22 protein-coding genes and 1 tRNA gene are annotated in these 24,713 nt (G+C 70.8%); 2 read left to right on the top strand and 21 right to left on the bottom strand.

Annotated features, from left to right (window positions below):
• Window positions 1–4: 4 nt before the first annotated feature.
• From R8F63_03835 to R8F63_03785, 11 genes are all read right to left on the bottom strand, one after another.
• Window positions 5–844, bottom strand: coding sequence for a peptidylprolyl isomerase (locus R8F63_03835; GenBank protein MDW3217722.1), 840 nt, complete (start codon window positions 842–844; stop codon window positions 5–7).
• A 40-nt stretch (window positions 845–884) separates the two neighbouring features.
• Window positions 885–4,337, bottom strand: a complete 3,453-nt coding sequence (gene mfd, locus R8F63_03830; GenBank protein ID MDW3217721.1) for a transcription-repair coupling factor — start codon at window positions 4,335–4,337, stop codon at window positions 885–887.
• 21 nt (window positions 4,338–4,358) lie between these two features.
• Window positions 4,359–4,973, bottom strand: a complete 615-nt coding sequence (pth, locus tag R8F63_03825) for an aminoacyl-tRNA hydrolase (GenBank protein MDW3217720.1) — start codon at window positions 4,971–4,973, stop codon at window positions 4,359–4,361.
• Window positions 4,974–4,993: 20 nt separating this feature from the next.
• Window positions 4,994–5,680, bottom strand: coding sequence for a 50S ribosomal protein L25 (locus tag R8F63_03820; protein ID MDW3217719.1), 687 nt, complete (start codon window positions 5,678–5,680; stop codon window positions 4,994–4,996).
• Between the two features lie 96 nt (window positions 5,681–5,776).
• Complete coding sequence (locus R8F63_03815; GenBank protein MDW3217718.1) at window positions 5,777–6,760, bottom strand: ribose-phosphate diphosphokinase; 984 nt, start codon at window positions 6,758–6,760, stop codon at window positions 5,777–5,779.
• Between the two features lie 27 nt (window positions 6,761–6,787).
• Entirely contained in the window at window positions 6,788–7,723 is a 936-nt protein-coding gene (locus R8F63_03810) for an NTP transferase domain-containing protein (protein MDW3217717.1), read from the bottom strand.
• Between the two features lie 121 nt (window positions 7,724–7,844).
• Window positions 7,845–9,677, bottom strand: a complete 1,833-nt coding sequence (locus R8F63_03805; GenBank protein ID MDW3217716.1) for a hypothetical protein — start codon at window positions 9,675–9,677, stop codon at window positions 7,845–7,847.
• Between the two features lie 85 nt (window positions 9,678–9,762).
• Window positions 9,763–9,835: transfer RNA gene (locus R8F63_03800), tRNA-Gln, on the bottom strand.
• A 50-nt stretch (window positions 9,836–9,885) separates the two neighbouring features.
• The gene (locus R8F63_03795; GenBank protein MDW3217715.1) at window positions 9,886–10,908 is read right to left on the bottom strand and encodes a hypothetical protein; all 1,023 of its coding nucleotides are present in this window, start codon (window positions 10,906–10,908) and stop codon (window positions 9,886–9,888) included.
• Complete coding sequence (locus tag R8F63_03790; GenBank protein ID MDW3217714.1) at window positions 10,905–11,480, bottom strand: sigma-70 family RNA polymerase sigma factor; 576 nt, start codon at window positions 11,478–11,480, stop codon at window positions 10,905–10,907. The genes R8F63_03795 and R8F63_03790 overlap by 4 nt, the downstream gene beginning before the upstream one ends.
• Before the next feature lie 96 nt (window positions 11,481–11,576).
• Entirely contained in the window at window positions 11,577–12,536 is a 960-nt protein-coding gene (locus R8F63_03785) for a hypothetical protein (protein ID MDW3217713.1), read from the bottom strand.
• A gap of 157 nt (window positions 12,537–12,693) precedes the next feature.
• Between R8F63_03785 and R8F63_03780 the strand changes: the two genes are divergently transcribed.
• Window positions 12,694–12,786, top strand: coding sequence for an AURKAIP1/COX24 domain-containing protein (locus tag R8F63_03780; GenBank protein MDW3217712.1), 93 nt, complete (start codon window positions 12,694–12,696; stop codon window positions 12,784–12,786).
• A gap of 26 nt (window positions 12,787–12,812) precedes the next feature.
• On the opposite strand, the gene R8F63_03775 is transcribed toward R8F63_03780, so the two are convergent.
• Window positions 12,813–13,556, bottom strand: a complete 744-nt coding sequence (locus tag R8F63_03775) for a 4-(cytidine 5'-diphospho)-2-C-methyl-D-erythritol kinase (protein MDW3217711.1) — start codon at window positions 13,554–13,556, stop codon at window positions 12,813–12,815.
• 22 nt (window positions 13,557–13,578) lie between these two features.
• Here R8F63_03775 and R8F63_03770 point away from each other — a divergent pair, with 22 nt between their 5' ends.
• Window positions 13,579–14,532, top strand: a complete 954-nt coding sequence (locus tag R8F63_03770) for an MBL fold metallo-hydrolase (GenBank protein MDW3217710.1) — start codon at window positions 13,579–13,581, stop codon at window positions 14,530–14,532.
• Between the two features lie 29 nt (window positions 14,533–14,561).
• On the opposite strand, the gene rsmA is transcribed toward R8F63_03770, so the two are convergent.
• From rsmA to R8F63_03725, 9 genes are all read right to left on the bottom strand, one after another.
• A complete protein-coding gene (gene rsmA, locus R8F63_03765) occupies window positions 14,562–15,377 on the bottom strand; it encodes a 16S rRNA (adenine(1518)-N(6)/adenine(1519)-N(6))-dimethyltransferase RsmA (protein ID MDW3217709.1) in 816 nt (271 codons plus the stop codon).
• Between the two features lie 4 nt (window positions 15,378–15,381).
• Window positions 15,382–16,056 (bottom strand): transglycosylase family protein, encoded by a 675-nt coding sequence (locus R8F63_03760; GenBank protein MDW3217708.1) that lies wholly within the window; start codon window positions 16,054–16,056, stop codon window positions 15,382–15,384.
• A gap of 150 nt (window positions 16,057–16,206) precedes the next feature.
• Window positions 16,207–16,959 carry a TatD family hydrolase gene (locus tag R8F63_03755; GenBank protein MDW3217707.1) on the bottom strand — a complete coding sequence of 251 codons (753 nt, stop codon included), beginning with the start codon at window positions 16,957–16,959 and terminating at the stop codon, window positions 16,207–16,209.
• 3 nt (window positions 16,960–16,962) lie between these two features.
• Window positions 16,963–18,615, bottom strand: a complete 1,653-nt coding sequence (gene metG / locus R8F63_03750) for a methionine--tRNA ligase (protein MDW3217706.1) — start codon at window positions 18,613–18,615, stop codon at window positions 16,963–16,965.
• A gap of 57 nt (window positions 18,616–18,672) precedes the next feature.
• On the bottom strand, window positions 18,673–20,019 hold the full coding sequence (locus tag R8F63_03745) for a DNA recombination protein RmuC (protein ID MDW3217705.1): 1,347 nt from the start codon (window positions 20,017–20,019) through the stop codon (window positions 18,673–18,675).
• 69 nt (window positions 20,020–20,088) lie between these two features.
• The gene (locus tag R8F63_03740) at window positions 20,089–21,030 is read right to left on the bottom strand and encodes an adenylate/guanylate cyclase domain-containing protein (protein ID MDW3217704.1); all 942 of its coding nucleotides are present in this window, start codon (window positions 21,028–21,030) and stop codon (window positions 20,089–20,091) included.
• Between the two features lie 39 nt (window positions 21,031–21,069).
• Window positions 21,070–23,469 (bottom strand): ATP-binding cassette domain-containing protein, encoded by a 2,400-nt coding sequence (locus tag R8F63_03735; GenBank protein ID MDW3217703.1) that lies wholly within the window; start codon window positions 23,467–23,469, stop codon window positions 21,070–21,072.
• A 67-nt stretch (window positions 23,470–23,536) separates the two neighbouring features.
• A complete protein-coding gene (rsmI, locus tag R8F63_03730; GenBank protein MDW3217702.1) occupies window positions 23,537–24,385 on the bottom strand; it encodes a 16S rRNA (cytidine(1402)-2'-O)-methyltransferase in 849 nt (282 codons plus the stop codon).
• Window positions 24,382–24,711 (bottom strand): DUF192 domain-containing protein, encoded by a 330-nt coding sequence (locus R8F63_03725; protein MDW3217701.1) that lies wholly within the window; start codon window positions 24,709–24,711, stop codon window positions 24,382–24,384. Before R8F63_03725 ends, rsmI begins: the two co-directional genes overlap by 4 nt.
• Between the last annotated feature and the right edge of the window lie 2 nt (window positions 24,712–24,713).

The raw sequence follows: 24,713 nt of genomic DNA, 5'->3' as shown, positions 1-24,713 counted from the left end.
ACGATCAGCCGGCCGGGGTGACGCCCGTGACCGGGTCGTAGGTGCCGAAGTCCGGATGGATCTCGATCTCGACATCGGTGAACGCGGCAGCTTCGAGTTCGGCGAACTCCGGGGTGCTCAGATAGGCGTCACGCACGGCGATCGGATCGTCGATGCTCTGGGCCTCGAACGAGCGGACGTGGATGACGTGCCAGCCGAAACTGCTCTGAGCCGGGGCGGAGACGTCCCCGATGTCGGTCGCCCGGGCGCCGGCGACGTAGCCCGGGTCGAGGCTGTCGGTCGTGTAGCAGCCGATGTCGCCGCCGACCTCGCTGGACGGGCCGATCGACACTTCCATCGCCACGGCGGCGAAGTCCTCTCCGGCGTCGAGGCGGACGACGACGGCCTCCGCCTCCTCGAGCGTGTCGACGAGGATGTGCGACGAGCACAGCTCGGCCGGCAGCGAGGGCTCGACGCCTTCGGCGGCGAGATGGTCCGCCACCGCGTAGAGGGCGACGAAGCGGCGAAGCACGAACATCGCTTCGGCCGAGTCCGCCGCCGGGAACGTCGGGTCCTGGGCGGCGAGGAGGTCGAACTCCGTCTGGGCATCGGCCCTGACCTCGTCGCTCGCCTCGTAGCCCCGATCGCTGAGTTCGGCGACGAGCACCTCGGTGGTGATGCCGTACTCGAGCGCGGGCCCGACGAGGGACCGATCGAAGGTCGAGCCGAGCTCGTCGACACTCATCATCTCGACGCCGTTGACGGTGATGAGGGCGTCGTCACTGTCCGACCCACAGGCCGACACGACGAGAACGAATGCCGCGGCGACGAACGCACGGCGGAGAAGGGGCGAAATCTGCTTCACGGAGGGTGCAGGCTATCCGGCCCCGACCCCGAATCTCGGGTCAGGCCTCCGGCAGGAGATCGGCGAAGATGTCGACCAGCTGTTCGACGACCGGCCCGCCCTTCTTGCGCAACGGCAGCTGCAGTTCGCCGATGGCCTCCTTGTAGACCGCGGCGTTGCCCGTGCCCTTCCCCGAGTAGAGGCGATCGAGCCGCACCTGGCGGCTGTCCGGCAGCACGACCGGCGACACCCGGGCGACCCAGTCGGGTCCACCGAACCCCGGCCCCTTGGTCACCGTGACCTCCCGCACCCCGGCCCGCACGCACTCGACCCGCAGTCGGGCGACCTGCAACAGCGCCTCGGCCGGCTCCGGGATCGGCCCGAAACGGTCGAGCCACTCGGCCCGGACGTCCTCCAGCGCCTGCACCGTGTCCACGTTCGCCAGCCGCCGGTACGCCTCCAACCGCGTGGCTTCTCTGGTCACGTAGTCGTCAGGAAGATGGGAGTCACCGGGCACCTCGATCGAGATCTCGACCGGTTCCTCGGGCCGTTCGCCCTTCAGCTCGGCCACGGCTTCGGTGACCATCTGGCAGTAGAGGTCGTAGCCGACCGCGGCGATGTGGCCGGACTGGCCGGTGCCGAGCAAGTTGCCGGCGCCACGGATCTCCAGATCGCGCATCGCGATCCGGAAGCCCGAGCCGAGCTCGGTCGCCTCACCGATCGTCTTGAGCCGCTCGTAGGCCTCCTCGCTGAGGACGACGTCCTCCGGGTGGAAGAGATAGGCGTAGGCGCGCTGACCGGCGCGGCCGACCCGGCCCCGCAACTGGTGGAGCTGCCCGAGCCCGAGCAGATCGGCCCGGTCCACGACGAGCGTGTTCACCGACGGCATGTCGATGCCGGATTCGATGATCGTCGTGCACACCAGCACGTCGAACTCCCCTTCCCAGAAGTCGACGACCACGCGTTCGAGCGTGCCCTCGTCCATCTGGCCGTGGGCGACGGCCACCCGCGCCTCGGGGACCAGACCGCGCAGCCGTTCGGCGACGTGTTCGATGTCGCGCACGCGATTGTGCACGAAGAACATCTGCCCCTCGCGCAGCAACTCCCGCCGGATCGCCTCGGCGACCGCCCGCTCCTCGTACTCCCCCACGTAGGTCAGGATCGGTTGCCGGTCGGCGGGCGCCGTGTTGAGCACGGACATGTCACGGATGCCGGTCAGCGACATCTCCATCGTGCGCGGGATCGGCGTCGCCGTGAGCGTCAACACGTCGACGTCGGTGCGGAGCCGCTTGATCTGTTCCTTGTGGGAGACACCGAAGCGCTGCTCCTCGTCCACGATCAGCAGGCCGAGGTCCTTGAAGGCGATGTCCTGCGACAGCAGGCGATGGGTGCCGATGACGAGGTCGACGTCGCCGTCCTTCAACCCGTCGACGACGGCCTTGGCCTGGGCATTCGTCAGGAATCGGCTCAGCACCTCCACCCGCACGGGGTAGGGGGCGTAGCGCTCCCGAAACGTGGCGTGGTGCTGTTGGGCGAGCAGCGTGGTGGGCACGAGCACCGCCACCTGTTTGCCGTCCTGGATCGCCTTGAACGCGGCCCGCAGGGCCACTTCGGTCTTGCCGAAACCCACATCGCCGACGACGAGCCGGTCCATGGGTGCGGACTGCTCCATGTCGTTCTTGACGTCGACGATCGCGTGCAGCTGATCGGGTGTCTCCTGGAACGGGAAGCCGTCCTCGAGCTCGCGCTGCCACGGGGTGTCGGGCGCGTAGGCGTGGCCCTCCGAGGTGACCCGGGTCTGGTACAGGACCACGAGTTCCTGGGCGATCTCCTGCACCGCCGAGCGCACCTTCGCCTTCGCGCTGTGCCAGTCGGCGCCGCCCATCTTCGACAGGGTCGGTGTCTCCCCTCCCGTGTAGGGGCGGATGGACTCGATCTGGTCCGACGGCAGGTAGAGGCGATCCGTGCCCCGGTACTCGAGCAGGAGGTAGTCACGCTCGCTGCCGTTGATCGTGCGGGTGACCATGCCGCCGAATCGGGCGACGCCGTGCTGCTGGTGCACGACGAACGAACCTTCGCGGAGGTCCTCGAAGAACTTCTGGGCGTCGCGCCGGCGCGTCTTCGCCCGACGATGGGTGCGGCGGCGGCCCGTGAGATCCGTCTCGGCGAGCACCGCGAGCTTGATGTCCGGCATGACCGCGCCGCGCTCGAGCGGCACCGTCGTGATGTGTCCGCCGCCGGCCCCGAGATCGGTCGAGGGCGTCGCCGGCGCGAGCTCGACGCCGTGGTCGAGGAGGAGGGCACCCAGCCGTTCGGCGCTCGCCGCGCCATCCGCGGCGACGACGACGGTGTAGCCGGTGGCGAGCAGCCCCTGGACCTGCGAGACGGTCGACGTCATGTCGCCGACCACCGGCTCCCAGCCGGACGCGGCCACCGCCGGCGTGTCCGGCCCGTCGGATACGGGCAGCACGGTCCACGCCGGCGCGTCCGACTTCGCGAGGAGACGGTCGAACGGCAGATGCAGGCGGTGCACGTCGTCCGCGTCGACATCCCATGTCTTCGCGAGCGAACTCGCGAGATCGGCCTCCTCCGACGCGATGTCGGCCGCGCGATCACGGATCCGGCGCGGCTCCACCAACACGACGAGCGCGTCCGCGGGCAACAGATCCGGCAGGACGACCTCCTCGTCCACCAGCCACGGCAACCAGGACTCCATACCGTCGAAGAGCTGACCGTCGGTGATGCGGTCCCACTGCTCACGGCCCCAGGGTTCCTCGGCCACCAGCGCGGCGGCGCGCGCCCGCGCCTCGTCACCGGGCCGCAGCTCCCGACACGGAAAGATCTCGACCTCGGCGACCGCGAGGGTCGCCCGCTGATCGGCAACGGAGAACTCGGTGAGCCGGTCGACCTCGTCACCCCACAGGTCGACGCGCACCGGTGCGTCGGCGGTGCTCGGGAAGACGTCCACGATCGAGCCCCGTACCGCGACCTCGCCGCGGTGCTCGACCTGGTGCTCGCGGCGGTAGCCGAGCCCGACGAGCTCCTCCACCAACTCGACCGGATCGACGACGTCGCCGCTGCCGATCCGGATCGGGTCGATCGCCGCGCCCGGGTCGAGGCGCTGCACGAGGGCGCGGGCACTGGCGACGACCACCGCCGGGGCGTTCGCCCCGCCCCGCATCCGATGCAACGTCTGGAGTCGGGTGCCCATGGTCTCCACGGCGGGACTGACCCGCTCGAACGGCAGCGTCTCCCAGGCCGGGAACATCGCGACCTCGTCGTCACCGAGCAGCGCGGCCATGTCGTGGGCCAGCCGTTCGGCCTCGTTCTGCGTGGCGGTGGCGACGAGCATCGGCCGCCGCTCGGACGCCTGAGCCAGTCCGGCGAGGGCGAAGGCCCGCGCCGCGTCCGGAATCGCGAGCGACGACTCCCGCCGACCGACGACGCGTTCGAGCGCCGGCTCCTCACCCAGGCGGGGCAGCAGCGTGCGGAGATCGGTGAGCGACGGGGACATCAGGCGACGAGTGTGGCCGCTCTAGGCGCCGTTGAAGCGGTTCATCGTCGCTTCGATGTCGGAACCGAGGAGGTACTCGACCGCATCGGCCGCGACGCCCACCATGCGATCCAGCTCCGGGCGCTCGCTGCGGGCCGGCCGGCGCAGCAGATAGTCGGCTCCCTTCATGGTGCCGGGCGGGGGCTTGCCGACCCCGATGCGGATCCGGCTGAACTCGTCGGCGCGCAGGTGGGCGCGGACGCTCTTGAGGCCGTTGTTGCCGGCGAGGCCACCGCCGGACTTCACCCGGAGTCGACCGACCGGCAGATCGAGCTCGTCGTGGACGATCACCAATCGGCGCAGATCCTCGATGCCGAACCGGCGCACGAGCGGAGCCACGGCGCGGCCCGACTCGTTCATGTAGGTGCTGGGAACGGCCACCGCGAGCCGGTGCTCACCGACGCGGAGCAGGTCGGACGCAGCATGGTCGCGCTTGCCCCGCGTGAGCTTGCCGCCGTGACGACGCACCAGCTCGTCGACGACCCACACCCCCGCGTTGTGACGCGTCTGGGCGTAGTCCTCGCCCGGGTTGCCGAGCCCGACCACGAGCAGGTCCGCGGGGGTCCCGCGATGTTCTTTCCTGCGACGACCGACCATGGGCGGCCGACGTCCGTCGATCAGTCCTCGGCGCCGTCGTCGCCGCCGGCGTCGTCGCCCGCGTCGTCGCCGTCGCCGGACTCTTCGCCTTCGGCAGCCTCGGCCTCGGCTTCCGCGGCCTCTTCCTCGGCCATGGCCTCACGCGTCGAGCGGGTGACCATCGAGTGGGCGACGGAGTCCTCCGGGTCGACCAGCGTGGTGACGCCGGCCGGCAGGGGCAGGTCGCTCACGTGGATCGAATCGCCGAGCTCCATCGCCGAGATGTCGACCTCGATCTCGTCGGGGATCTCGGCCGGCTTGGCGGAGACCCGCAGCGTGTACAAGGTCTGGTCGACCATGCCGTTGGCCCGGGACACCTCGAGGGCCTCGCCGATGAGCACGACCGGCACGTCGGCCTCGATCTGCTGGTCGGCGGTGACCCGCAGGAAGTCGACGTGGATGACGTCACGGCGCACGGGGTGACGCTGGAGATCCTTCACGACGGAGAGCTGTTCCTGACCGTCGATGTTCAGGGTGATGATGGCGTTGACACCCGCATCGGTGGTGAGCGCGGCACGCAGGTCGGGCCAGGCGACCGACACGTTCACGGGGTCGGCGTCGAGCCCGTAGACGACGGCCGGCACACGGCCCTCTCGACGGAGGCGACGCGACGAGCGCGTGCCCTCGTCACGGCCGGTTTCGGCGCTCAAAAGCAGCTGGTCTGACATGGTTCTTCGGCTCCTGGGCAAAGCACGCGATCGAAAGTGGGTCCGCAGCGGACCGACGGATCAGGCTAGCGGGGACCGCGGGCATCGCCACGGGCCTCAGGCGAGGTGGTTGCCGCCGAAGATCTCGCTGACGGAGGTGTCCTCGAAGACGGCCGAGATCGCCCGGGCGATGATCGGCGCCACGCTCAGGACCTCCATCTTGTCGAACCGGCGCTCCGGCCCCTGCGGGATGGTGTCGGTGACCAGCACCCGCTCGATCGCCGCGTTCTTCAGCCGGTCGATCGCCGGGCCGGAGAAGACGCCGTGGGTGGTCGCCACGATGACCTTGCCCGCACCGTTCTCGGCCAGCAGGTCGGCGGCGGCGCAGATCGTGCCGCCGGTGTCGATCATGTCGTCGATCAGCACACAGGTGCGGCCTTCCACGTGGCCGATGATCTCCTTGGCCTCGACCGCGTTGAGCTCCTCGGTGGACCGGCGCTTGTGCACATAGGCCAGGTCGGCGTTGAGCAGGTTGGTGTAGCGCTCGGCGACCTTCATGCGCCCGGCATCCGGGGAGACGATCACGAGCTCGTCGTCGCCCATGTCGGCCAGATAGTCGACGAGGACGGGCATGGCCACCAGATGATCGACCGGCCCGTCGAAGAAGCCCTGGATCTGACCGGAGTGGAGATCGACCGACATCAGGCGATCGGCGCCGGCCGCGGTGAAGAGGTCGGCGAGCAGGCGGGCGGTGATGGGCTCACGACCCGAGGCCTTGCGGTCCTGACGGCTGTAGCCGTAGAACGGCGCGACCACGGTGATGCGTTTGGCCGAGGCCCGCTTGGCCGCGTCGACCATGATCACGTGCTCCATGATCGCATCGTTGATGGAGCCGTCGTCCCACGCGGTGTGGGTCTGGATGATGAAGACGTCGGAGCCGCGGATCGACTCGCCGTACTTCACGTGGATCTCGCCGTTGGCGAACTCCGCGATGTTGGGCGACCCGAGCGGCACGCCGAGCTCGTGACAGATGTCGGTGGCCAGCTCCTGGGTGGCCCGTCCGGCCACGACATGGAGCTTCTTGTGGTTCAGCAGTTGCATGAGGACCTGAGGTGTAGGCGAGCCGGGTCAGCGAGCGTCCGGACCCGCAGTGTAGAACGGCCCTGTGACAGTCGCGGCCGCGATCTCCGATCCCGGATCGAGCACCGCGTAGGGCCCGACGCGGGCGTGATCGCCGATGGATGCGAGCTTCGCCGACGTGTGCTCGAGCACACACCGATCGCCGACGGTCGTGTCCACGAGATGACACCCGGAGCCGACCTCGGTGCCCGCGCCGATGCTGGTCGCGCCGGCCAGGGTGACTCCTGCGGCGAGGCTCACGTCGGGCTCGATCACGACGGAGGCGTCGATGTAGGTGTGCTCGGGGTCGCGCATCGTGACGCCCTTGCCCATCCACGCCTGGTTGACCCGACGGCGCATGACGGCCTCTGCGGCGGCGAGGTCGGCCCGATCGCGGACGTCGATCAGTTCGTCGTCGCCCACGCTCATCGTCGCGACGTCGTGGCCGGTCTCTTCCAACACCACGCCGAGGGCCGAGATCGCCGGTCGTTCGGTGCGGCGCAGCGCGGGAGCGAGCAGCGAGCGGCGCACGATCCAGACGGCGGAACGGTCACGATCGACACCGTCGCTCACCAGCGCCGTTGCGGCCGCATCCGAGCGGCGATGACGGCGGTGCAGCGTGCGCAGCGTGTCGCCCGTCAGCAAGGGCAACGACGCAGCAACGACGAGGACGTCGTCATCGTCGGGGTCGACGTCGAGATCGAGATCGTCGTCCGCCCACCCGCCGAGCGCGGTGAGTGCGGCCGCACACGGGTCGTAGCGCACGTTGCTCCCGACCCGGACCACCTCGACCGCGCCGTCGATCTCCTTGTCGACGTCGTCGTCGCTCGGGCCGATCACCACGGACTGACGGCGCGGGCGGAGCGCGTCGACCGCATCCATCACGTGACGCACGAGCGCCCGACCACAGATCGGATGAAGCGCCCGCGGCGTGGCCGACCGCATGTGCGCATCGGAGCCGGTCCCGACAATGACCACGGACGGAGCTACCGGCTGCACGGCTCGTTTCTAGCGCGGCTTGCGGACGCGCACGAACACGATCGTGCGACAATGGGTCGCGCAACCATCACCCGGCGGGCACGCCGAGGCCGACGGCATCGGCCAGGCGGACGACGAAGTCGACCTCGACGGCGCCGAGCGCCTCGGCGAGCAGGTCCACCGCCTCTGGCGTGCCGATCTGAACGTCGCCGATGTCGGTGCCGAGTGACGCCATGACCGAGGCGAAGAGATCGGAGTCGCGTCCTCGCGGTGTCGTGTCGTTGTACGCATCGCGTACGGCTGCCTCGATGCTCGGCGCGCTCCAGCCGCCGAGGATCGGGCGCCCCGACTCGGCTCGCACGCCCGAGCCGCCCTCGCCGACGGTGTTGGCGATCCACAACGCGACCGCGCGCGCCCGCGGGGCATAGGCCGTCTCGAGGTCGGCGAGCTCGGGATGACGCACGAAGAGCTCCGCGAAGAGGAAGGCGTCGAAGACGTTGTTGAACACCTCCTCGTCCTCCGTGACAACGGCTGCGCCGGAGTGGAGGACTTCGTGAGCCACGATCGGGGCGACGAAGGCGAAGTGATCGGCGAGGAGATCCTCGGACCAGCGCACCTCGTTGCCGAACGCGATCGCCGTCGGGTTCGCGACGTTGGCACTCTGCCCCTCCAGGCCCACATGGTGCTCCTGCCCGCCCGTGAGCACGAAGTCGACGAGGGACTCGGCCCTCGTGCCGACGAGCAGCGCGGTGGCGGCCTCGAGAGTGGGGTGGGGCAGCACCTCGGCGTCCCGGAGCTCCTCGTAAGCGGCCAGGATCGCGTCGCCGTCCGCGATCGAGTTCGCCATGCGCGTCAGCTCGGCCTCGATCGCCGATCGCTCCGGACCGGGACCCCCGTCAGGCCGGGGGCCTTCGACGAACGCATAGGCCCGGAAGCGAGTCGGGTCCTGCGGAACGAACGGTCGCTCCCCCATCACGGCGCCCGCCGGGTCGGTCAGCTCGCCGATCGGGACGACGTCGACTCCGTGGGCGAAGAGGGGCGCACCGGGTGACGCGAGTCGACGGCTCGTCTCCGCCACGACATCGGTCATCACGTCCGGTATCGGGCGGACACCGCCCGCCTCGCGAGCGAAGAGCGTTCCCCGGCGCAGGACGATCATGACGAGCTGGCTGCGTTCGGCGGCGTCCGCCGCGCCGAGATACGCGTCGGCCGTGATGTGATCCCGGCCCGGGTCGGGACGGATCTCGAAGTGCCAGAGCGTCGCGTCGACGACATCGCCGTCCCCGAGGTCGCCGTCGACGAGTTGCTCGGCATCGCCGGAGGCGCGGAGGCTCGCGATCCCGGGAAGGAAGCCGAACACCGCATCGTCCTGCCAATCGCCGTCGCATGCCTCCATGGCCGCGTCGAGCGCCGCGGTCAGGTCCAGATCCGCGTCGAACGCCACACTCGTGAACACCTCGGTGGCGTCGTCCTCTGGCGTCATGGCCACCCGGAGCGCAGCCGGGACGGTCGGGTTCGACACGATCGCCTCGCCACACGGGTTGACGAGCTGTTCCTCACTGCGCTCGGCCAGCTCGGGCTCCACCCAGACTCCCGACTCCCGCCAAACGGGCGCCCGCCCGAGCGAGGGCGGCAGGTCACCCTCGGTCACCAGCGATCCGACGAGGTCGGCGTGGTCGACAGCCGAGGCGAGCTCCACGGCCGGCAGATCCGGCAGCTCGGCGAAGAGCGGACCCCCGGTATCCCCCTCGGGTCCGGGTTCGCCCGTCGACGGCGGGGCCACCGTGGTGGTCGCCGCGGCGGTCGTGGACGTCGACGTCGAAGACGACGTCGACGCGTCGGCCGGCGGGTCGCGGTCCGACGATCCGGTGTCGTCGGCCCCTCCACACGAGGCGGCGAACAGCAGGGCGATCACCGTCACGCAGAGAAACCGGCATCGGCGGCGGCCGCGCGGCATCCCGCGATCGTGCCACGCGGTCGGTCCCGCGCGCACGGGAACACTGCCGCTGGCCCGGCAGGGATCGAACCTGCGACATCCGGCTCCAAAGGCCGGCGTTCTACCAACTGAACTACGGGCCACCGTCACGAGGTGACGGGGTCACCGTACCGCGCCTCCGGCCGGGTCCGATTCAGGAATCCGGCGGGCGCAGGGTCTGCGGTGCGCTGCGGGCGACGACACCGTCGGCCTCGTCCAGCACGAGCACCCGATACACGATCTCGCCGAGATCCTCCGGGAAGTCGGCGCGCTGCTCGAGGAGCTCGCCATGGCGGCCCGACCCGACGACGACACCGTCGCCCGACGCGGCCGGCACGGAGCCGTCCGTCGTCCGCACGACCACGACGCGCCAGGGCTCGTCGCCGATGCCCTCGGCGTTCCACGCGACACGGATCGCGCCATCGCCGGCCCGGACGCGCAACGCGACGGCGACATCGACGCCGTCCTTCGCCTCGCCGTCATCCGTGCCGTCGCCGGCATCGACCGGCGGCGGATCGTCGCCACCGTCGCGGGGCGGCTCCGGTCGGGGCTCGTCACCGGGCCGGTCCGGCGGCGCACTGGTGGTCGTGGTGGTCGGGCGATCGGCGGGTCGATCGACCGGTTCGGTGGTGGTGCTGGTCGTTGTGGTGGCGCGGGTGTCCGTCGGTGGATCGTCGCCGGGCGGCGCGTCGCCGGGCCGATCATCGACGGCGTCGGTGGTGGTCGTGGCGACGACATCGGTGACGAGGCGACCGTCGCGCACCGTCACTGTCGTGCCGCCGGTGAGCGTGACGTCGTCGATCGTGATCGATCCGCCGATCTCGACGGCGACCACGGCGCCGTCCCGGAGCTCGAAGCCGTCGACCGGATCACGCACGACGGACCCGTCCGGCAGGGTCACGACGACGCCCTGCGCATCACGGACCTCCAGGGCGGCCACCGGTGCGGTGTCCCGCACGACCAGGACGGCCGTGGCGATCACGAGGGCGATCGCGAGCGCCGGCACCGCCACGAGCCAGCGCCGCGGCGACCGGGCGGCGGACGCGGTCCGCTGGCCGGCGTGCTGCACGCGAAGACCGGCCTCGATGCGGTCCCGACTCGTCGGATCCAGCTCGGGCACACGACTCTCGGCCAGTGCGTCCAGCGGATGACGGCGCTGGTCGTCATGTTCACTCATCGCTCGCCGCCTCCCCCGAGTTCCCGGCGCAGCGCGGCGGTTGCCCGATGCACCAGGACGGCCATGAGCGACGGCGCGACCCCCATGGCCCGCGCCGCCTCCTCGTGGGAGAGACCGGACAGATGGCGGAGCGTGAGCGCCCGTTCGTAGCGCGGGTTGAGACGGTCCAGGGCCGCTCGGAGTTCGGCCAGCTGGTCGGCATCGTCGATGCGGTCGACGTCGTCGACCGCGACATGGTCGTGGAGTCGATCCGCCGCCCGTCGGGCCCGGTCGCCCCGTCGTCGACCCTGACGGCGGTGGTGGTCGGTGAGCAGGTTCCCGGCGATGCGGAAGAGCCAGGGTGCGATCCCGCTCGGATGCCAGCGAAACCGGTCGAGACGCTCGAGGGCCCGCTCGAACGTGGCCGCCGTGAGGTCCTCGGCGAGTTCGCGATCGCCACAGCGGCGGTAGATGAAGCGGTGGATCGCATCGACGTGACGACGGTAGAGCTCGGCGAAGGCATCGGCATCGGAACGGGCCCGCTCCACGAGGAGCTGCTCGTCGCGCCGGTCGCGATCGTCATCGGAATCCACCACCCTCCAGGGTGACCCATGCCGAGGCCCCGCCGGTGGCAGCGAAGGCTCTGGGGACCCGGCATGGGACACCGTCCGTGACGTCGGGACGCTCGATCAGTCCCGCACGGCCCGGTCGCTCACCCGGTCGGTGGCGACATCGGTGACGACATCGGTGACGACATCGGCCGGTCGGTCCCGGACCGGTTCGTCCCGCACGGCGTCGGGGCGCACGGGCTCGCGTTCGGGGCGGTCCCGCTCCGGGATCGGCACGCCGACGGTCTCGGCTCGGCTCCGACCCACCACGTGGCCCTCACCGTCCACGGCGGTCACCACGTAGGTGTACCGGTGGCCGGCCACCACGTCGTCGTCGCGAATGCTGGTGACGTCGAGCCCGACCCGGGCGAACACCGAGCGTTCGCCACCGTCCACGGCCTTGAACACGACGTAGCCGACAGCTGCGTCGTTGGTGATCTCACTCCAGTTGCAGCCGACCGCGAACGACGGCGGCCGATCGGCGACCACATCGGTGGCGGTGTCGGTGCGATGCGGTTCGCAGGTGAGCCGCATCGGCTCCACTGCGATGTCGTGGTGCTGGAGTTTGACCGGGACGATCCGGCTGCGGGCGATGACCTCGCCGTCGCCGTCCAGACCCAGGACGGCATACAGGTAGGCGCCGGGGACCTCGACGTCCACGTCGGTGTACGACTGGCGATCGGCCCCCAACTCGGCGACGAGGTTGCGGTGTCCGTGGGTCGGACGGAGCTCGACGTTCCAGAGCTGCCAGGAACGCACGTCCACCTCGGAACGCCATTCGCAGTGCACGGCGCCGTCGACACGGTCGGTGACCTCGTCGCCGGCGACGCGGGGGACGCAGTCGAGCGCGATGGCGGCGTCGACAGGGGGAAGGCGCATCGCGTCGGGCGCCAGAGCCGTGTGGAGGCGGCGATGGCGCTCCGGGCTGGTGATGGCGCCACCGTCGAGGGTCGCGGCCGCAGCGGGCACGGCGAGGACGGCGGCGAGGGCGATCACGGCGATGACCGTGGCCCACAACCGTTGCGGGATGGATGCTCGCATGGGGGTCTCCTTGGGGGATCGGGCCGACGAGAGCCGGCACCCCTTCCAACGCCGACCGGCGACGCCGATTACACCCGGTCCGGGAATTCCCCACGATCTCCCGCGAATCCCGTCCGGAGGGTGGTCCACGGGGTCGAGCCCGGTAGCGTCGGCTCCCGTGGGTTCACTCGTCAAGAAGCGCCGCAAGCGTATGCGGAAGAAGAAGCACAAGAAGATGCTCCGAAGGACGCGCCACCAGCGTCGTAAGTAGCTCGGCGCGGCCCTGACGCCGCGCCGCTACTCGGCGGGCATGGTCTCGGCGGGCATGGTCTCGGCGGGCACCGTTGCTACGACCACCCGCCCGTCCCCCGGATAAGCACCTTCGACGAACCATGTACTCCCGCTGCCCGCGAGTCGTGGTCGTTGCCCCGACACGTCGGCCAGTTCGTCGCGCCACCGCACCAGGTCAGGGGCGACATCGAGCGCCGCCGGTTCGAGATCGTTGCCGTGCTCGCCCTGCGGACCACCGAGCCGGTCCCACGCGGCGTAGACCGCCGGGGTGGAGCACATGATCGGCGGCGTGAGCAGTGTGTAGGTGCGGGCGACGAACGGCAGCGGCTCGACGATCTCGCCGACGCCGCGCACCCGGGCCCGTCCGCCCCGCAGGCAGAAGGCGACGTCGGCCCCGATGGTCGCGGCGGCCACGGCGTCGTCGAATCCGGCCCAGCGCAACACGGCCGCGGCATCCGAGGACCCACCACCGAGACCGGCGCCGGCGGGAATCGCCTTGTGGAGCCGGACATGAGCCCGGCGACCGCACAGGGCGAGTGCCCGGGTCACCAGATTGTCGTCGTCGGGGCCGAGATGCTGGTGACCCGCCGGGCCGACGATCTCCAGACCCGAGCCGCCCTCGTCGATCTCCAATGCGTCGTGGAGCTCGAGGCTGACCATCTCGGCGTCGATCAGGTGATACCCGTCGTTTCGCACGCCGGTCACCCGCAGGGAGACGGTGAGCTTGGCCGGGGCGAGGACGGTGGGCACGAGCGGACAGTACTCTCCGGCCATGACGCTCGGAACCCACCCGTTCACCTGCGGCCTCCACGATCTCGGCGATGGCAACTGGGCGTGGATCCAACCCGACGGTGGCTGGGGCTGGAGCAACGCCGGTCTGATCGTCGACGGCGAGGAGTCCCTCCTCGTCGACACCCTCTTCGACCTCCCGATGACGCAGACCATGCTCGACGCGATCGCCGACGCGGTGCCCGACGCGACCATCACCGGGCTGGTCAACACCCACTCGAACGGCGACCACTGCAACGGCAACGAGCTCCTGGACTGCGAGATCATCGCGTCGAACGCGGCCGCCGAGGAGATGCAGCACGAGCGGCCGGAGGTCATGGCCGCGATGCTGGAGTCCGCGCCCGACATGGGCACGCTCGGCGAGTTCTTCCTCCACTGCTTCGGGCCCTTCCAGTTCGCAGGGATCACCCGGGTCGGGCCGTCCACCACCTTCGACGGCCGGATGGAACGCACGGTCGGCGACACGCTCGTCGAACTCGTCGACGTCGGACCGGCTCACACCGAAGGCGACGTGCTCGTCCACGTGCCCGGCCGATCGACCGTCTACACCGGCGACATCCTGTTCGTGGAGGGCCACCCGATCCTGTGGGCCGGCACCATCCCCGATCTGCTGCGCGCCCTCGACGTGATCGAGGCGTGGCAGCCGGAGACGATCGTGCCCGGGCACGGGCCGATCACCGACCTCGCCGGCCTGGCGGAGATCCGCAGCTATCTCGAGTACTGCCGGGCCGAGTGCCGTGACCGCTTCGACCGGGGCATGCCGATCGCGGAGGCGGCACGGGACCTGTCGTTCGACCGCTGGAGCGACTGGGGCGAGCCGGAGCGGATCGTGACCCTCGTGGACACCTGCTATCGGGAGTTCGGGGCGGGCGAGAAGACCTCGGTCCCCGATCTCCTGGCAGCAATGGCCGACCTCTGGACCGACCAGCAGGGGTGAAGCGGGGGTCTGACCCCTGCTTCCCTGCTTCACCTGCGGTGCTGGGAGGCGAGGCGGGACCAGGCGGCGAGGTCGAGGGTCTCGGGGCGCGCCGTCGGATCGACACCGGCCGCGGCGATCGCCGCTTCGTCGAGCAGCCCGCTGAGCGAGCGGCGCAGCATCTTGCGCCGTTGGCCGTAGGCGGCCCGCAACAACGGGTCGATGGCGGCCAACGGCACATCGACGGGTGGCTCGGCGTGGCGCTCGATGCGCACGAGCACGGACTCGACCTTTGGCTGGGGGTGGAACACGGTCGCCGGCACACGGCCGACGACCTCCGCGGTGCCGTGATAGCCGACGATCATCGACGGAATCCCGACGGCCTTGTCCCCCGCACCGGCGGCGAGCCGCTCCCCCGCTTCTCGCTGCACCATCACGAGCATCGCCGTGATCGCGGGCACGTCGGCGAGCAGGTCCAGGACGAGGGTGGTGGCGACGTTGTAGGGAAGGTTGGCGACGAGCGTCCAGGTGTCGTGGCCGGCGAGCACGGCATCCCAGTCCATCGTCAGCGCATCCGCCTCGACGACCCGCACGCCGAGCGGTTCGACGACCGAGCGCAGGACCGGGACGAGGTCCCGGTCCTTCTCCACCGCCGTCACCTCGGCGCCCGTCTCGACGAGGGCGAGCGTCAGCGATCCGAGCCCCGGTCCGATCTCCACGACGGCGTCGCCCTCCGCGATCGCGGCGAGACGGGCGATGCGTCGCACGGTGTTCGGGTCGACGACGAAGTTCTGGCCGAGCGCCCGGCGGGGTTCGAGGCCGTGTTCGTCCAGCAGCGCGCGGATCGCCTGGGGCGAATGGGTCACCGGGTCAGGCCGCGGCTGCCTGCTGGCCGCAGATGGGCCACGGGCGCCATCCCTGGCGGGTCCAGAGCGAGAGCGCCAGCGCGTCCTGGTCGGCGGGCGTCGCCGAGGCCGGATCGACACCGACGAGATCCGGTCGGTCCATAGCGGCGACCCAGTCCCAGGTGGCCTGGGAGAACTGGTAGGCGCCGCGATAGCGCCCGTTGGCGCTCACGATCGAGTAGTTGCCACTCGATTCGCACTGCCGCAGCACCTCCCACTGGGCCGCCGTCGGTGACCCGGGCCCGGGCGCAGCGGTGGTCGTCGTGGTCGTGCCGTCGGCTCCGTCGTCGGCGGGCGCCGTGGTGGACGGCGCCGCCGTGGTGGTCGGCGCCTGGGTGGTCGTCGGCGGCTGGGTCGTGGTCGTCGTGCGGGCGGCTTCCTCCGCGGCTCGCTGACGGTCCAGTTCCGCCTGCCGGGCGGCCTCCTCCGCCGCGATCCGGTCGATCTCGGCCTGTCGGACCTCTTCGGCGAGCGCCACCGCCCGTTCCTGCGACTCGTCGCGGTGCTCCTCGCGCGCCGCCGTCCACGCCTCGGCGCGCGACGAGAACGCGGCGACGTTCACCTCGGCGAGGGGCGTCGCGGCGCTCACCGGCGATGTCACGGTGGCGATCGACGCCACGACGGCCAGGGCACACAGCACAGACCGACGTAGCGTCCGGCGGGTGCGGTCCAGAGCTCCGTCCTTCCCTCTGGCCGAGTGTCGCGGGTGCGACAGCGGACTGACTACGACGCGCGACGGTAGGAGTGTCGTAACACAATTGCAACCTTTCGCCGCCCGCTCGGGATCGGCTCAGGTGTCGTCGAGGGCGTAGAACGCCGCGGCCGTCGCCCAGGTCGCGGCCTCGACGTCGGCAACCGGCACGTCCTTCGCGGCCGCCACGGCCGCGCCGACCAGGGGCACCAGCGCCGGCCGGTTCGGCTTGCCGCGGTGCGGAACCGGCGCCAGATAGGGGCTGTCGGTCTCGACGAGGAGCCGGTCGAGGGGACAGATCGCGGCGGCGTCGCGGAGGTCCTGGCCGCTCGGGAAGGTGATGATTCCCGAGAAGGACAGCAACGCGCCGCGATCGAGACACTCCTGTGCCTCGGGCCCACCCCCGGTGAAACAGTGGAACACCGTGCGGCGCGGCGTGCCTTCGTCATCGAGGATCGCGAACGTGTCGTCCCACGCCGTGCGGGTGTGGATCACGAGCGGAATGTCGCGCTGGTTGGCGATGGCGATCTGACGGCGGAAGACCTCCGCCTGCACGTCACGGGGCGAGTGGTCGTAGTGGTAGTCGAGCCCCGCCTCCCCCACCGCGACCACGACGGGATCGTCGAGCAGGTCCTCGATGCCGTCCAGCCCGTCCTTCGCGTTGTGCGGGTGGATGCCGGCGGTGGCGAACACGCCGTCGTGCTCGCGGGCGATCTCGACCATCTGGCGGCTCTGCTCGAGCGTGCAGCCGACCGTCACCATGCGGGTGACCCCCGCCGCCCGGGCATCGGCGACCTGGCCGGCCCCGACCTCACCGGGCGGGAGGTGGCAGTGCTGGTCGATCCAGGGCATCGCTCAGCCGTCGGCGTTGTCGGGGTCGGCGAGCAGTTCGTCGACATCGACCTTGACGAACAGCGGCACCGGCTTGGCGATCGGCGTGCCCGGCGCCACCGGCACCCGCGTCCAGCCGTCGACCGGGCCGAGGGCATCGTCGAGGATGGCGCTGCTGAAGGGCAGGAACGGGCTGAGTGCGATCCGCACGCCGTTGATGCCGTCGAGGGCGGTGGCGAGCACGACCGCGCTGCGCTCGGGATCCGACTTCGCGAGCTTCCAGGGCTCGGTCGCGTTCAGATAGGCGTTGATCGCCTGGGCGCCGTCCATCGCGGTGCGCAACGCACTGCGCAGCTCGACCCGCTCGATCTGCTCGCCCGCCGTGGCGAGGCTGGCGTCGACCGCGGCCAGCACCGCCTCGTCCTCGTCGGTGCGGCCGTCGCTCGCCGGCTGTTCGCCGTGGTTCTTGTGCACCATCGACAGCACCCGGTTGACCAGGTTCCCCCACGTCGCGACGAGCTCCTCATTGATCCGACGGGCGATCTCCTCCACCGAGATGTCGGTGTCGGCCTGCTCCGGGAAGTTCGCGGCGAGGGCGTAGCGCAGCCCGTCCGGCTGGAAGAGGTCGAGTCCCTCCGCGATCGTCAGGCCGACGCCCCGACTGGCGGACGCCTTGCCCCCCTTGAAGGTGACGTACTGGTTCGCCGGCACGTCGTCGGGCAGGTGCAGGTCACCGGCGCCCATCAGCTGAGCCGGCCAGAACAGACAGTGGAACGGGATGTTGTCCTTCCCGATGAAGTACACGTGGCGGGCGTCGTCGTTCTCCCACCAGTGCCGCCAGCGGTCGTCGTCCCCCCGTTGCGCGGCCCACTCCTGCGACGCCGACAGGTAGCCGATGACCGCGTCGTACCAGACATAGATGCGCTTGCCCGGCCCGAGGTCGTCGACCGGCAGCTCGACACCCCAGTCGAGATCGCGGGTGATGGCGCGATCGAAGAGTCCGTCCTCCTCGGCCCAGGCGAGGGCGAAGTTGAGGACGTGGGGGCGCCACCCCTGCTTGCCCCGCAGCCAGGACGCGACGCGCTCGGTGAAGTCCGAGTAGCGGTAGTAGAAGTGCTCGGTCTCACGCAGCACCGGGGTGGCACCACTGATCTTGGACCGGGGTGACCCGAGCTCGGTGGCGTCGAGGGTGCGGCCACAGTTGTCGCACTGATCGCCGCGCGCCTCGGGGTACTCGCAGTGCGGACAGACGCCCTCGACATAGCGATCCGGCAGGAACCGCTCGGCTTCGGGATCGAAGAACTGCTCGGAGGTGCGCTTGTCGATGTGGCCGTTCTCGAGTTGCTGCAGGAACATCTCCTGCGTGACCCGGGCGTGGTGCGGCGTGCCGGTGGTCGTGTAGTTGTCCCACGACACGCCGATCTGGTTCCATTGCTCGACGAACTCGTTGTGGTAGCGATCGACGATGTCGTGCGGCGTGACCCCCTCGGCATCGGCGCGCACCGTGATCGGGGTGCCGTGCACGTCGCTGCCCGACACCATCAGCACCTCGTTCCCGACACGGCGCTGATGACGGGCGAACACGTCAGCGGGCAGGTAGGCGCCGGCCAGGTGCCCGAGATGACGCGAGCCGGACGCGTAGGGCCACGCGACGGCGACGAGGACAGGGGTGGACATGACCCCCGAGGCTACCGGCGCGCTCGGGCCGGCCGAGGGCCATTTCCCGCCGCAGGCTCAGCTGGCGGTGACGTCGCGCAGCATCGGCGCCGTGGTGGGGCCGAGCACCGGGGCGTCGTCGGCGACGCCGGCGCGCGACCGCACGTCCTCGATGCGGTCCAGCTGGCGCTCGAGGGCGCGACGCCGGGTGGTGGACAGCTCGCCGAAGCTCCGGGTGAGGGTCTCCATGTGGCGATCGACCTTGTCGATGTGGCCGGAGAACTTCTCCCACTGCTGACCGAAGCCGGCGAGGCACTCGAGGATCTCCTCGGTGGCCCGCTCGACGGCGAAGGTGTCCATCGCCTGGCGAATCACGCCGAGGACGGCGAACAGGGTGGTCGGCGAGCACAGGACGACCTTCTGGGCCAGCGCGTCGTCGAGCAGCGTGACGTCGTTCTCGTGGATGAAGCCGTAGACGCTCTCGTTGGGGATGAACAGGAGCAGGTAGCCGACCGTGGTGTCGGCCTCCGCGTAACCGCGACCGCTCAGCTCCTTGACCCGGTCGCGCACGTCACGCAGGAAACGGTCCCGCAGGGCCGACGCCTCGGCGTCGCTCGGTGCCTCGAGATGACGGAGGTAGTTGGTGACCGGGAACTTCACGTCCATGTGGAGCTGGCGGTCGTCGGGCAACAGGAAGGTGAAGTCGGGCTTGGTGCCGCCCTCGATCATCTTCTGCTTGCGATAGTTCACGCCCTCGCGCATGCCGGCGGAGCGCAGCACGTCCTCGGCCATCCGCTCGCCCCACTGGCCGCGGGCCTGCGGACTGGCCAACGCCTCGCGGAGGTGCTGGGTGGTCTCGGCCAGCACCTTCTGCTGGCGGGTGGCCGCCTCGAGGCTCTCGACGAACTGACCGTGTTGCTGGGCCCGCTCCTTCTGGAGCTGGGCGACGAGCTGGCGCACCTGGGTGAGCTCGGTGGACATCGAGGTGACCTGCTGGCCCAGGTTCTTCGACATGCCCCCCACCCGGGCGTCGACCGTGTCGGACAGGCCGCCGACCTTCTCGGACACGAGCTTGTCGACCTCGGCGATCTTCGCCTGGAGGGACGCAACCACCGTGCCGAGCTGCTCGTCCAGCCGCTGCTGGGCGCCGGCCATGCGCAGGTCGATCGCCTCCCGACGGACATCGAGCTCGGCGGTGCCGGTCTGGAGCCGACTGTCGAAGCTCTCCCCCGCCACCGCGACGACCTTCTGCACGACGCCCTCGACCTGGGCGGCCTGGCGGGCGTCGAGCTCGGCGGCGAGCTGGGCGACGACCTCGTCGTGGGCGTTCTGGCGGGTGCGGACGAGCCGAAGGCCGACGGCGACACCGAGGCCGGCGGCGACGAAGAGCGCGGCGATCAGCGAGATCACGAGCAGAGGTTCCATGAACCGAATGCTACGAAGGGGGTGTGACAGCGCCGGGGATGGCCTGTCCCCACAGGCGAAACCCTGTCGTCAGACGCCCACCACGGGCCAGACCTCGAACGAGCCGTCGAGCCCCTTCAGGTCCGTGCTGCGACCCGGCCCGAACGCGACGTCGTCGCGGCCCTCGAGGACGGCCCGGGTCACGGTGGAGACCAACACCTCGGCGGCGGACGCCTCGTTGGCGATACGGGCGGCGATGTTGACGTGTCGGCCGAAGAGATCCCCCGAGTCGTCGACGATGACCTCACCGGTGTGCATGCCCATCCGTACCCGCAACGGCTGCTCGCCGGCGGCCCGTACGCCCTCCAGGCGCTCGTTCACCTCGAACGCCGCCTGGACCGCCATCCACGCCGACGGGAACGTCAGCATGAACCCGTCCCCCTGGTGCTTGACGACGCTGCCCCGGTGGCGGGCCACGGCGCCCTCCACGATCGCGTTGTGGGCCCGGAGGTCGGCGTACCACCGCTCGTCGCCGAGCGCGGTCAGCTGAGCGGTGGAGTCCTCGATGTCGGAGAACACGATCGTGATCGTGCCTTGGCGATGCTCGCGTCGGGCCTCCATCGGATCGGCCAGCACCGATGACGCAACCACGTCGATGGTGCTCTCGGCGCGGGGGCGGAACAGGTGGGCGACGGCCGTTTGGGTGCGGCCGCCCACGAGCGGTGGGCCCGGAGCCGGTGACGGAACGGTCACCACCGCGGCCCGACAGTCACCGAAGTGCACCTCGTCGCCCTCGCCGAGCACGACCGGTTCGGCGATACGGGCCTCGCCGTGGAACGTCCCGTTCGTCGAGTCGAGGTCGGTGACGCGCACCCCGTCGGGGCACGGTTCGAGCCGGAGGTGGACACGACTGATCCCCGGGTCGTCGAGGAGCAGGCCGTCGCAGTCGCGACCGATCGTCAGTTCCTCGGTGACGACCAGCCGCAGCGGCCGTCGCCCGTTCCGGGTGATCTCGACGACGGGATCCTGCATCGCTCCCACCGTAGGCCACCCACCGCCGCCACACGCCGCTCAGCTGCGGTGGCGCCGGGGGCTGAGCGCAGCCCGCGCGCCCAGGAGCGCGACCACGGTGATCGCACCCAACCCGGCGATGCCGGTCCAGAAGTTCGCGTCCGTCGACCGGAAGCGGTCGTCGCCGTTCGACTCGAGGTACGTGTCGACGCGCCGCGACAGCCGATCGATGTCGCCGGCGAGGATGTCCTCGCCGGCCCGGCGCACCACGGGATCGTCGAAGTCGCGGGCGATCTCGTTGAGGATCTGGAGCCGGTTCAGGTCGACGGTCACGGCCGCGGACTGGAACGCCCAGTTCGACGGCGCCACGACCCGCGCCTGCGACAAGCCGGGCTCGTCGTTGACGTCGGGTATGGCGAGGACGAGCAGGGGGACCAGCAGGGCCGGTAGCAGCAGCACCGCCTGGTCACTCGACCGCACCAGGGCGCTGCAGAGCAGGCCGAACGAGAGCGACGCCACCCCGGCGGCGATCGCGACCAGGACGAGTTCGAGCCGTCCGTTCGCGAGCACCTGGCCTTCGGCCGGTCCGCCCTGGCCCTGGATCGCGATCGTCGCCATGGCCGCGGTCTGCACCGCGGTGATCACCGCGAGGAGCACGACCTTCGACGCCAGGTACGCGGTGGGCGACAGGCCGACCGCCACCTCGCGGCTGTAGACCGCCCGCTCCTTGACGATCTCCCGTATCGAGTTCGACAGTCCGATCCACGTGGCCCCGACGACGAGGAGCAGCACGGTGACCATCGCCGAGGACAGGCGCAGGGGCGCGGCGGCGTCGAGCTGATCGGCCTCCATCGCCAGGTACAGGAGGAGCCCCAGCAGGGGTCCCTGGAGCAGGACGAGCAACGCGGTTCGCCAGTCGGCGAACAGCACCCGGGCGTTGCGGGAGGTGAGGACCGCCAGCTGGCGCAGCCGGCCCCGCGGCGCGCGGATGGTGCCGACGCCGGCCATCTGCTCGACCGCGTCGACCTGGTCGAGGAACCGGCGGCCGTCGGGATGCGACGCGTAGCGGGTCGGCCAGTCCGCCTCGTCGTCGCTGCTGAGGAGCTGGAACACCTCGGGCTGATCCGGCTCGCCGAAGTAGGCCAGGGCGAGCTGGGGCGGACCGAAGTACGCCTGGCGCCCACCCGGCGCCAGGTAGAGCACCCGGTCGCACTCGGTCAACGACTCGAGATGGTGGGTGACGACCATGATCGTGTGGCCACTGTCGGCGAGCTCGCGCAACAGGCGCATGACCTGGCGCTCGGTGCCGGGATCGAGCCCGGACGTCGGCTCGTCGAGGATGAGCAGGGACGGTTTGGTGAGCAGCTCGAGCGCCACACTCACCCGCTTGCGCTGACCGCCCGAGAGCTGCGACACGCGCAGGTTGCGGCGGGCCCCGAGATCGAGTTCGGCCATCACCTCCTCGACGCGCTGGCGCCGCTCCCGGCGCCGCACGTCCGGGGGGAACCGCAGCCGGGCGGCGTAGGACAGCGCCCGCTCCACGGTCAGCTCGGGATGGAGGATGTCGTCCTGGGGAACGAAGCCGATCCGGTGCTTCAGCGCGTCATAGTTGTCGTGGAGGTCCAGACCGCCGTAGAGCACGGTGCCGCCGGCCGGACGACGCAGCCCGGCGAGCGCCGTGGCGAAGGTCGACTTGCCGGCGCCGGACGGACCGACGATCGCCATGAACGACCGTTCGTCCAGTGAGATCGACACACGGTCCACGATCGTCTTCCGCCCCCGCCGCACGACGATGTCGGATGCGTGGAACACGACCGCGCCGTCGTCGACGTACTCCTCGAGACCGCTCGTCGTCACCCGGAAGAGATGGCTCCCGACGGTCAGCAAGTCGTGGTCCCGCACGGCCGCCCGGGTGATCCGCGCCCCGTTGACATAGGTGCCGTTGTGGCTCGCGAGGTCGACGAGCACGCGACTGCCGTCGGAGCCGGTCCGCAACTCCGCATGGCGCCGCGACACCATGAGGTCGTCGACCACGATCCGGTTCGCGGGGTCGCGGCCGATGGTCACGACCTCCTCGTCGGCGACGAGATGGGTCCCCAACTTCGCGCCGACCTCGTCAACGCGTTCCGGCGCCGCGTCCGTGAGATCGATCGTGATCTTCGGCCCGTCACCCCCACCGAGGGCGACCACGGTCCGGTCCCGGATCAGCACGCTGTCGAGTGGGCGACCCGCCGCGAGGGTGCCGTTCCGGCTGCCCACGTCGACCAGCCGCCACCCCTCCTCGGGCGTGAAGCGGAGTTCGCAATGGAACCGGGACACGAGATCGTGGTCCACCTGCACGTCGTTGGGCTCGCCGCGCCCGATCGTGACCACGCGATGCGTCGGGCCGAAGTCGCGGATGTCCCGGTCGGTCGCGACCGACACCGTCTGCTCCGCTGACACACCGACCTCCCGGATCACGTCCCCGCGACGGTAGCCACCGGGCGGTCCACGACGCACGGTCGACGGGCGCCCCGTTGGCGCGCCGTTACCGCGGCGGGTCGGTGCCGTCGCGCACGGCCAACGCCAGGTCGTAGGTGCGGCGGCGGGAAACGGCCAACCGCGCCGCGACCTCGTCGACGGCGTCGCGCACGGTCGCACCGGCGTCGAGTCGGGCCGTCAGCGCCTCGACGATCTCGTCGTCCGACGCCGGGGCCGCCGGGGCGGCCCCCTCGATGACGATCACGACCTCGCCCTTGGGGGCGGTGTCGTAGCGGTCCCGCAGTTCGCCGAGGGTGCCCCGCACGAACTCCTCGTGGAGCTTCGTGATCTCCCGGGCGACGACCGCCCGCCGAGCTACCCCAGCCGCGACGGCCAGATCGCGCAGCGTCGCGCCCAGACGCTTCGGCGACTCGTAGAGGACGACCGTGCGCTCCTCCGCCACGATCTCGTCGAGGCGCCGCGCCCGTTCGCCGCCCTTGCGGGGCAGGAATCCTTCGAACACGAAACGGTCGGTCGCGAATCCGCTCGCCACGAGGGCGGCGATGCCGGCAACCGGGCCTGGCACCGTCGTGACCTCGTGGCCGGCCGCGAGCACGGCGCTCACGAGTCGGGCCCCGGGGTCGGAGACACCGGGGGTTCCCGCGTCCGACACGAGGGCCACGTCGTCCCCACCGGCCAGCAGGGCGACCACCTCGTCGACGGCACCGGCCTCGGTGTGTTCGTCCACCCGCCGCAGCCGCACCCCCGAGACCCCGGCGTGGGCGAGCAGTCGACCCGTCCGTCGGGTGTCCTCACAACAGATCAACGCGGCGGAACGCAACGCCTCCACGGCCCGCGGGGCGAGGTCGCCGAGGTTGCCGATCGGCGTGGCCACGAGCACGAGCGCCCCGCTCACGCGGTCACCTCCACCCGCACACCCGGCGCGATGCCCCAGCGTTGCATCGCCCCTGCGTCGGCTTCGATCACCTGATGAGCATGCCGCCGCCAGCGTCCGACGCGCCACGGCACCATCGTGACGAGCGAGATCACGACCATGTCCGCGTCGAGATGGGCGACGTCGATCGCGAACCGCATCCCGATCGTGTGGACCGAACGGGCGGGGCGCAGGAGCATCGCACCCTCGATCCCCTCGCGCCCCAGGAGCCCTCGCCGCCGCTCGGCGCGCGTCTCGGCCATTTCGAGCGGGGCGACCGCAGTGCCGTCGACGACGAGCCATCCCACGG

The sequence above is a fragment of the Acidimicrobiales bacterium genome (assembly GCA_033344915.1).
GTDB lineage: Bacteria > Actinomycetota > Acidimicrobiia > Acidimicrobiales > Aldehydirespiratoraceae > JAJRXC01.
Note: the sequence above shows the minus strand (reverse complement) of the source record. Positions and strands in the feature narration are given on the sequence as shown.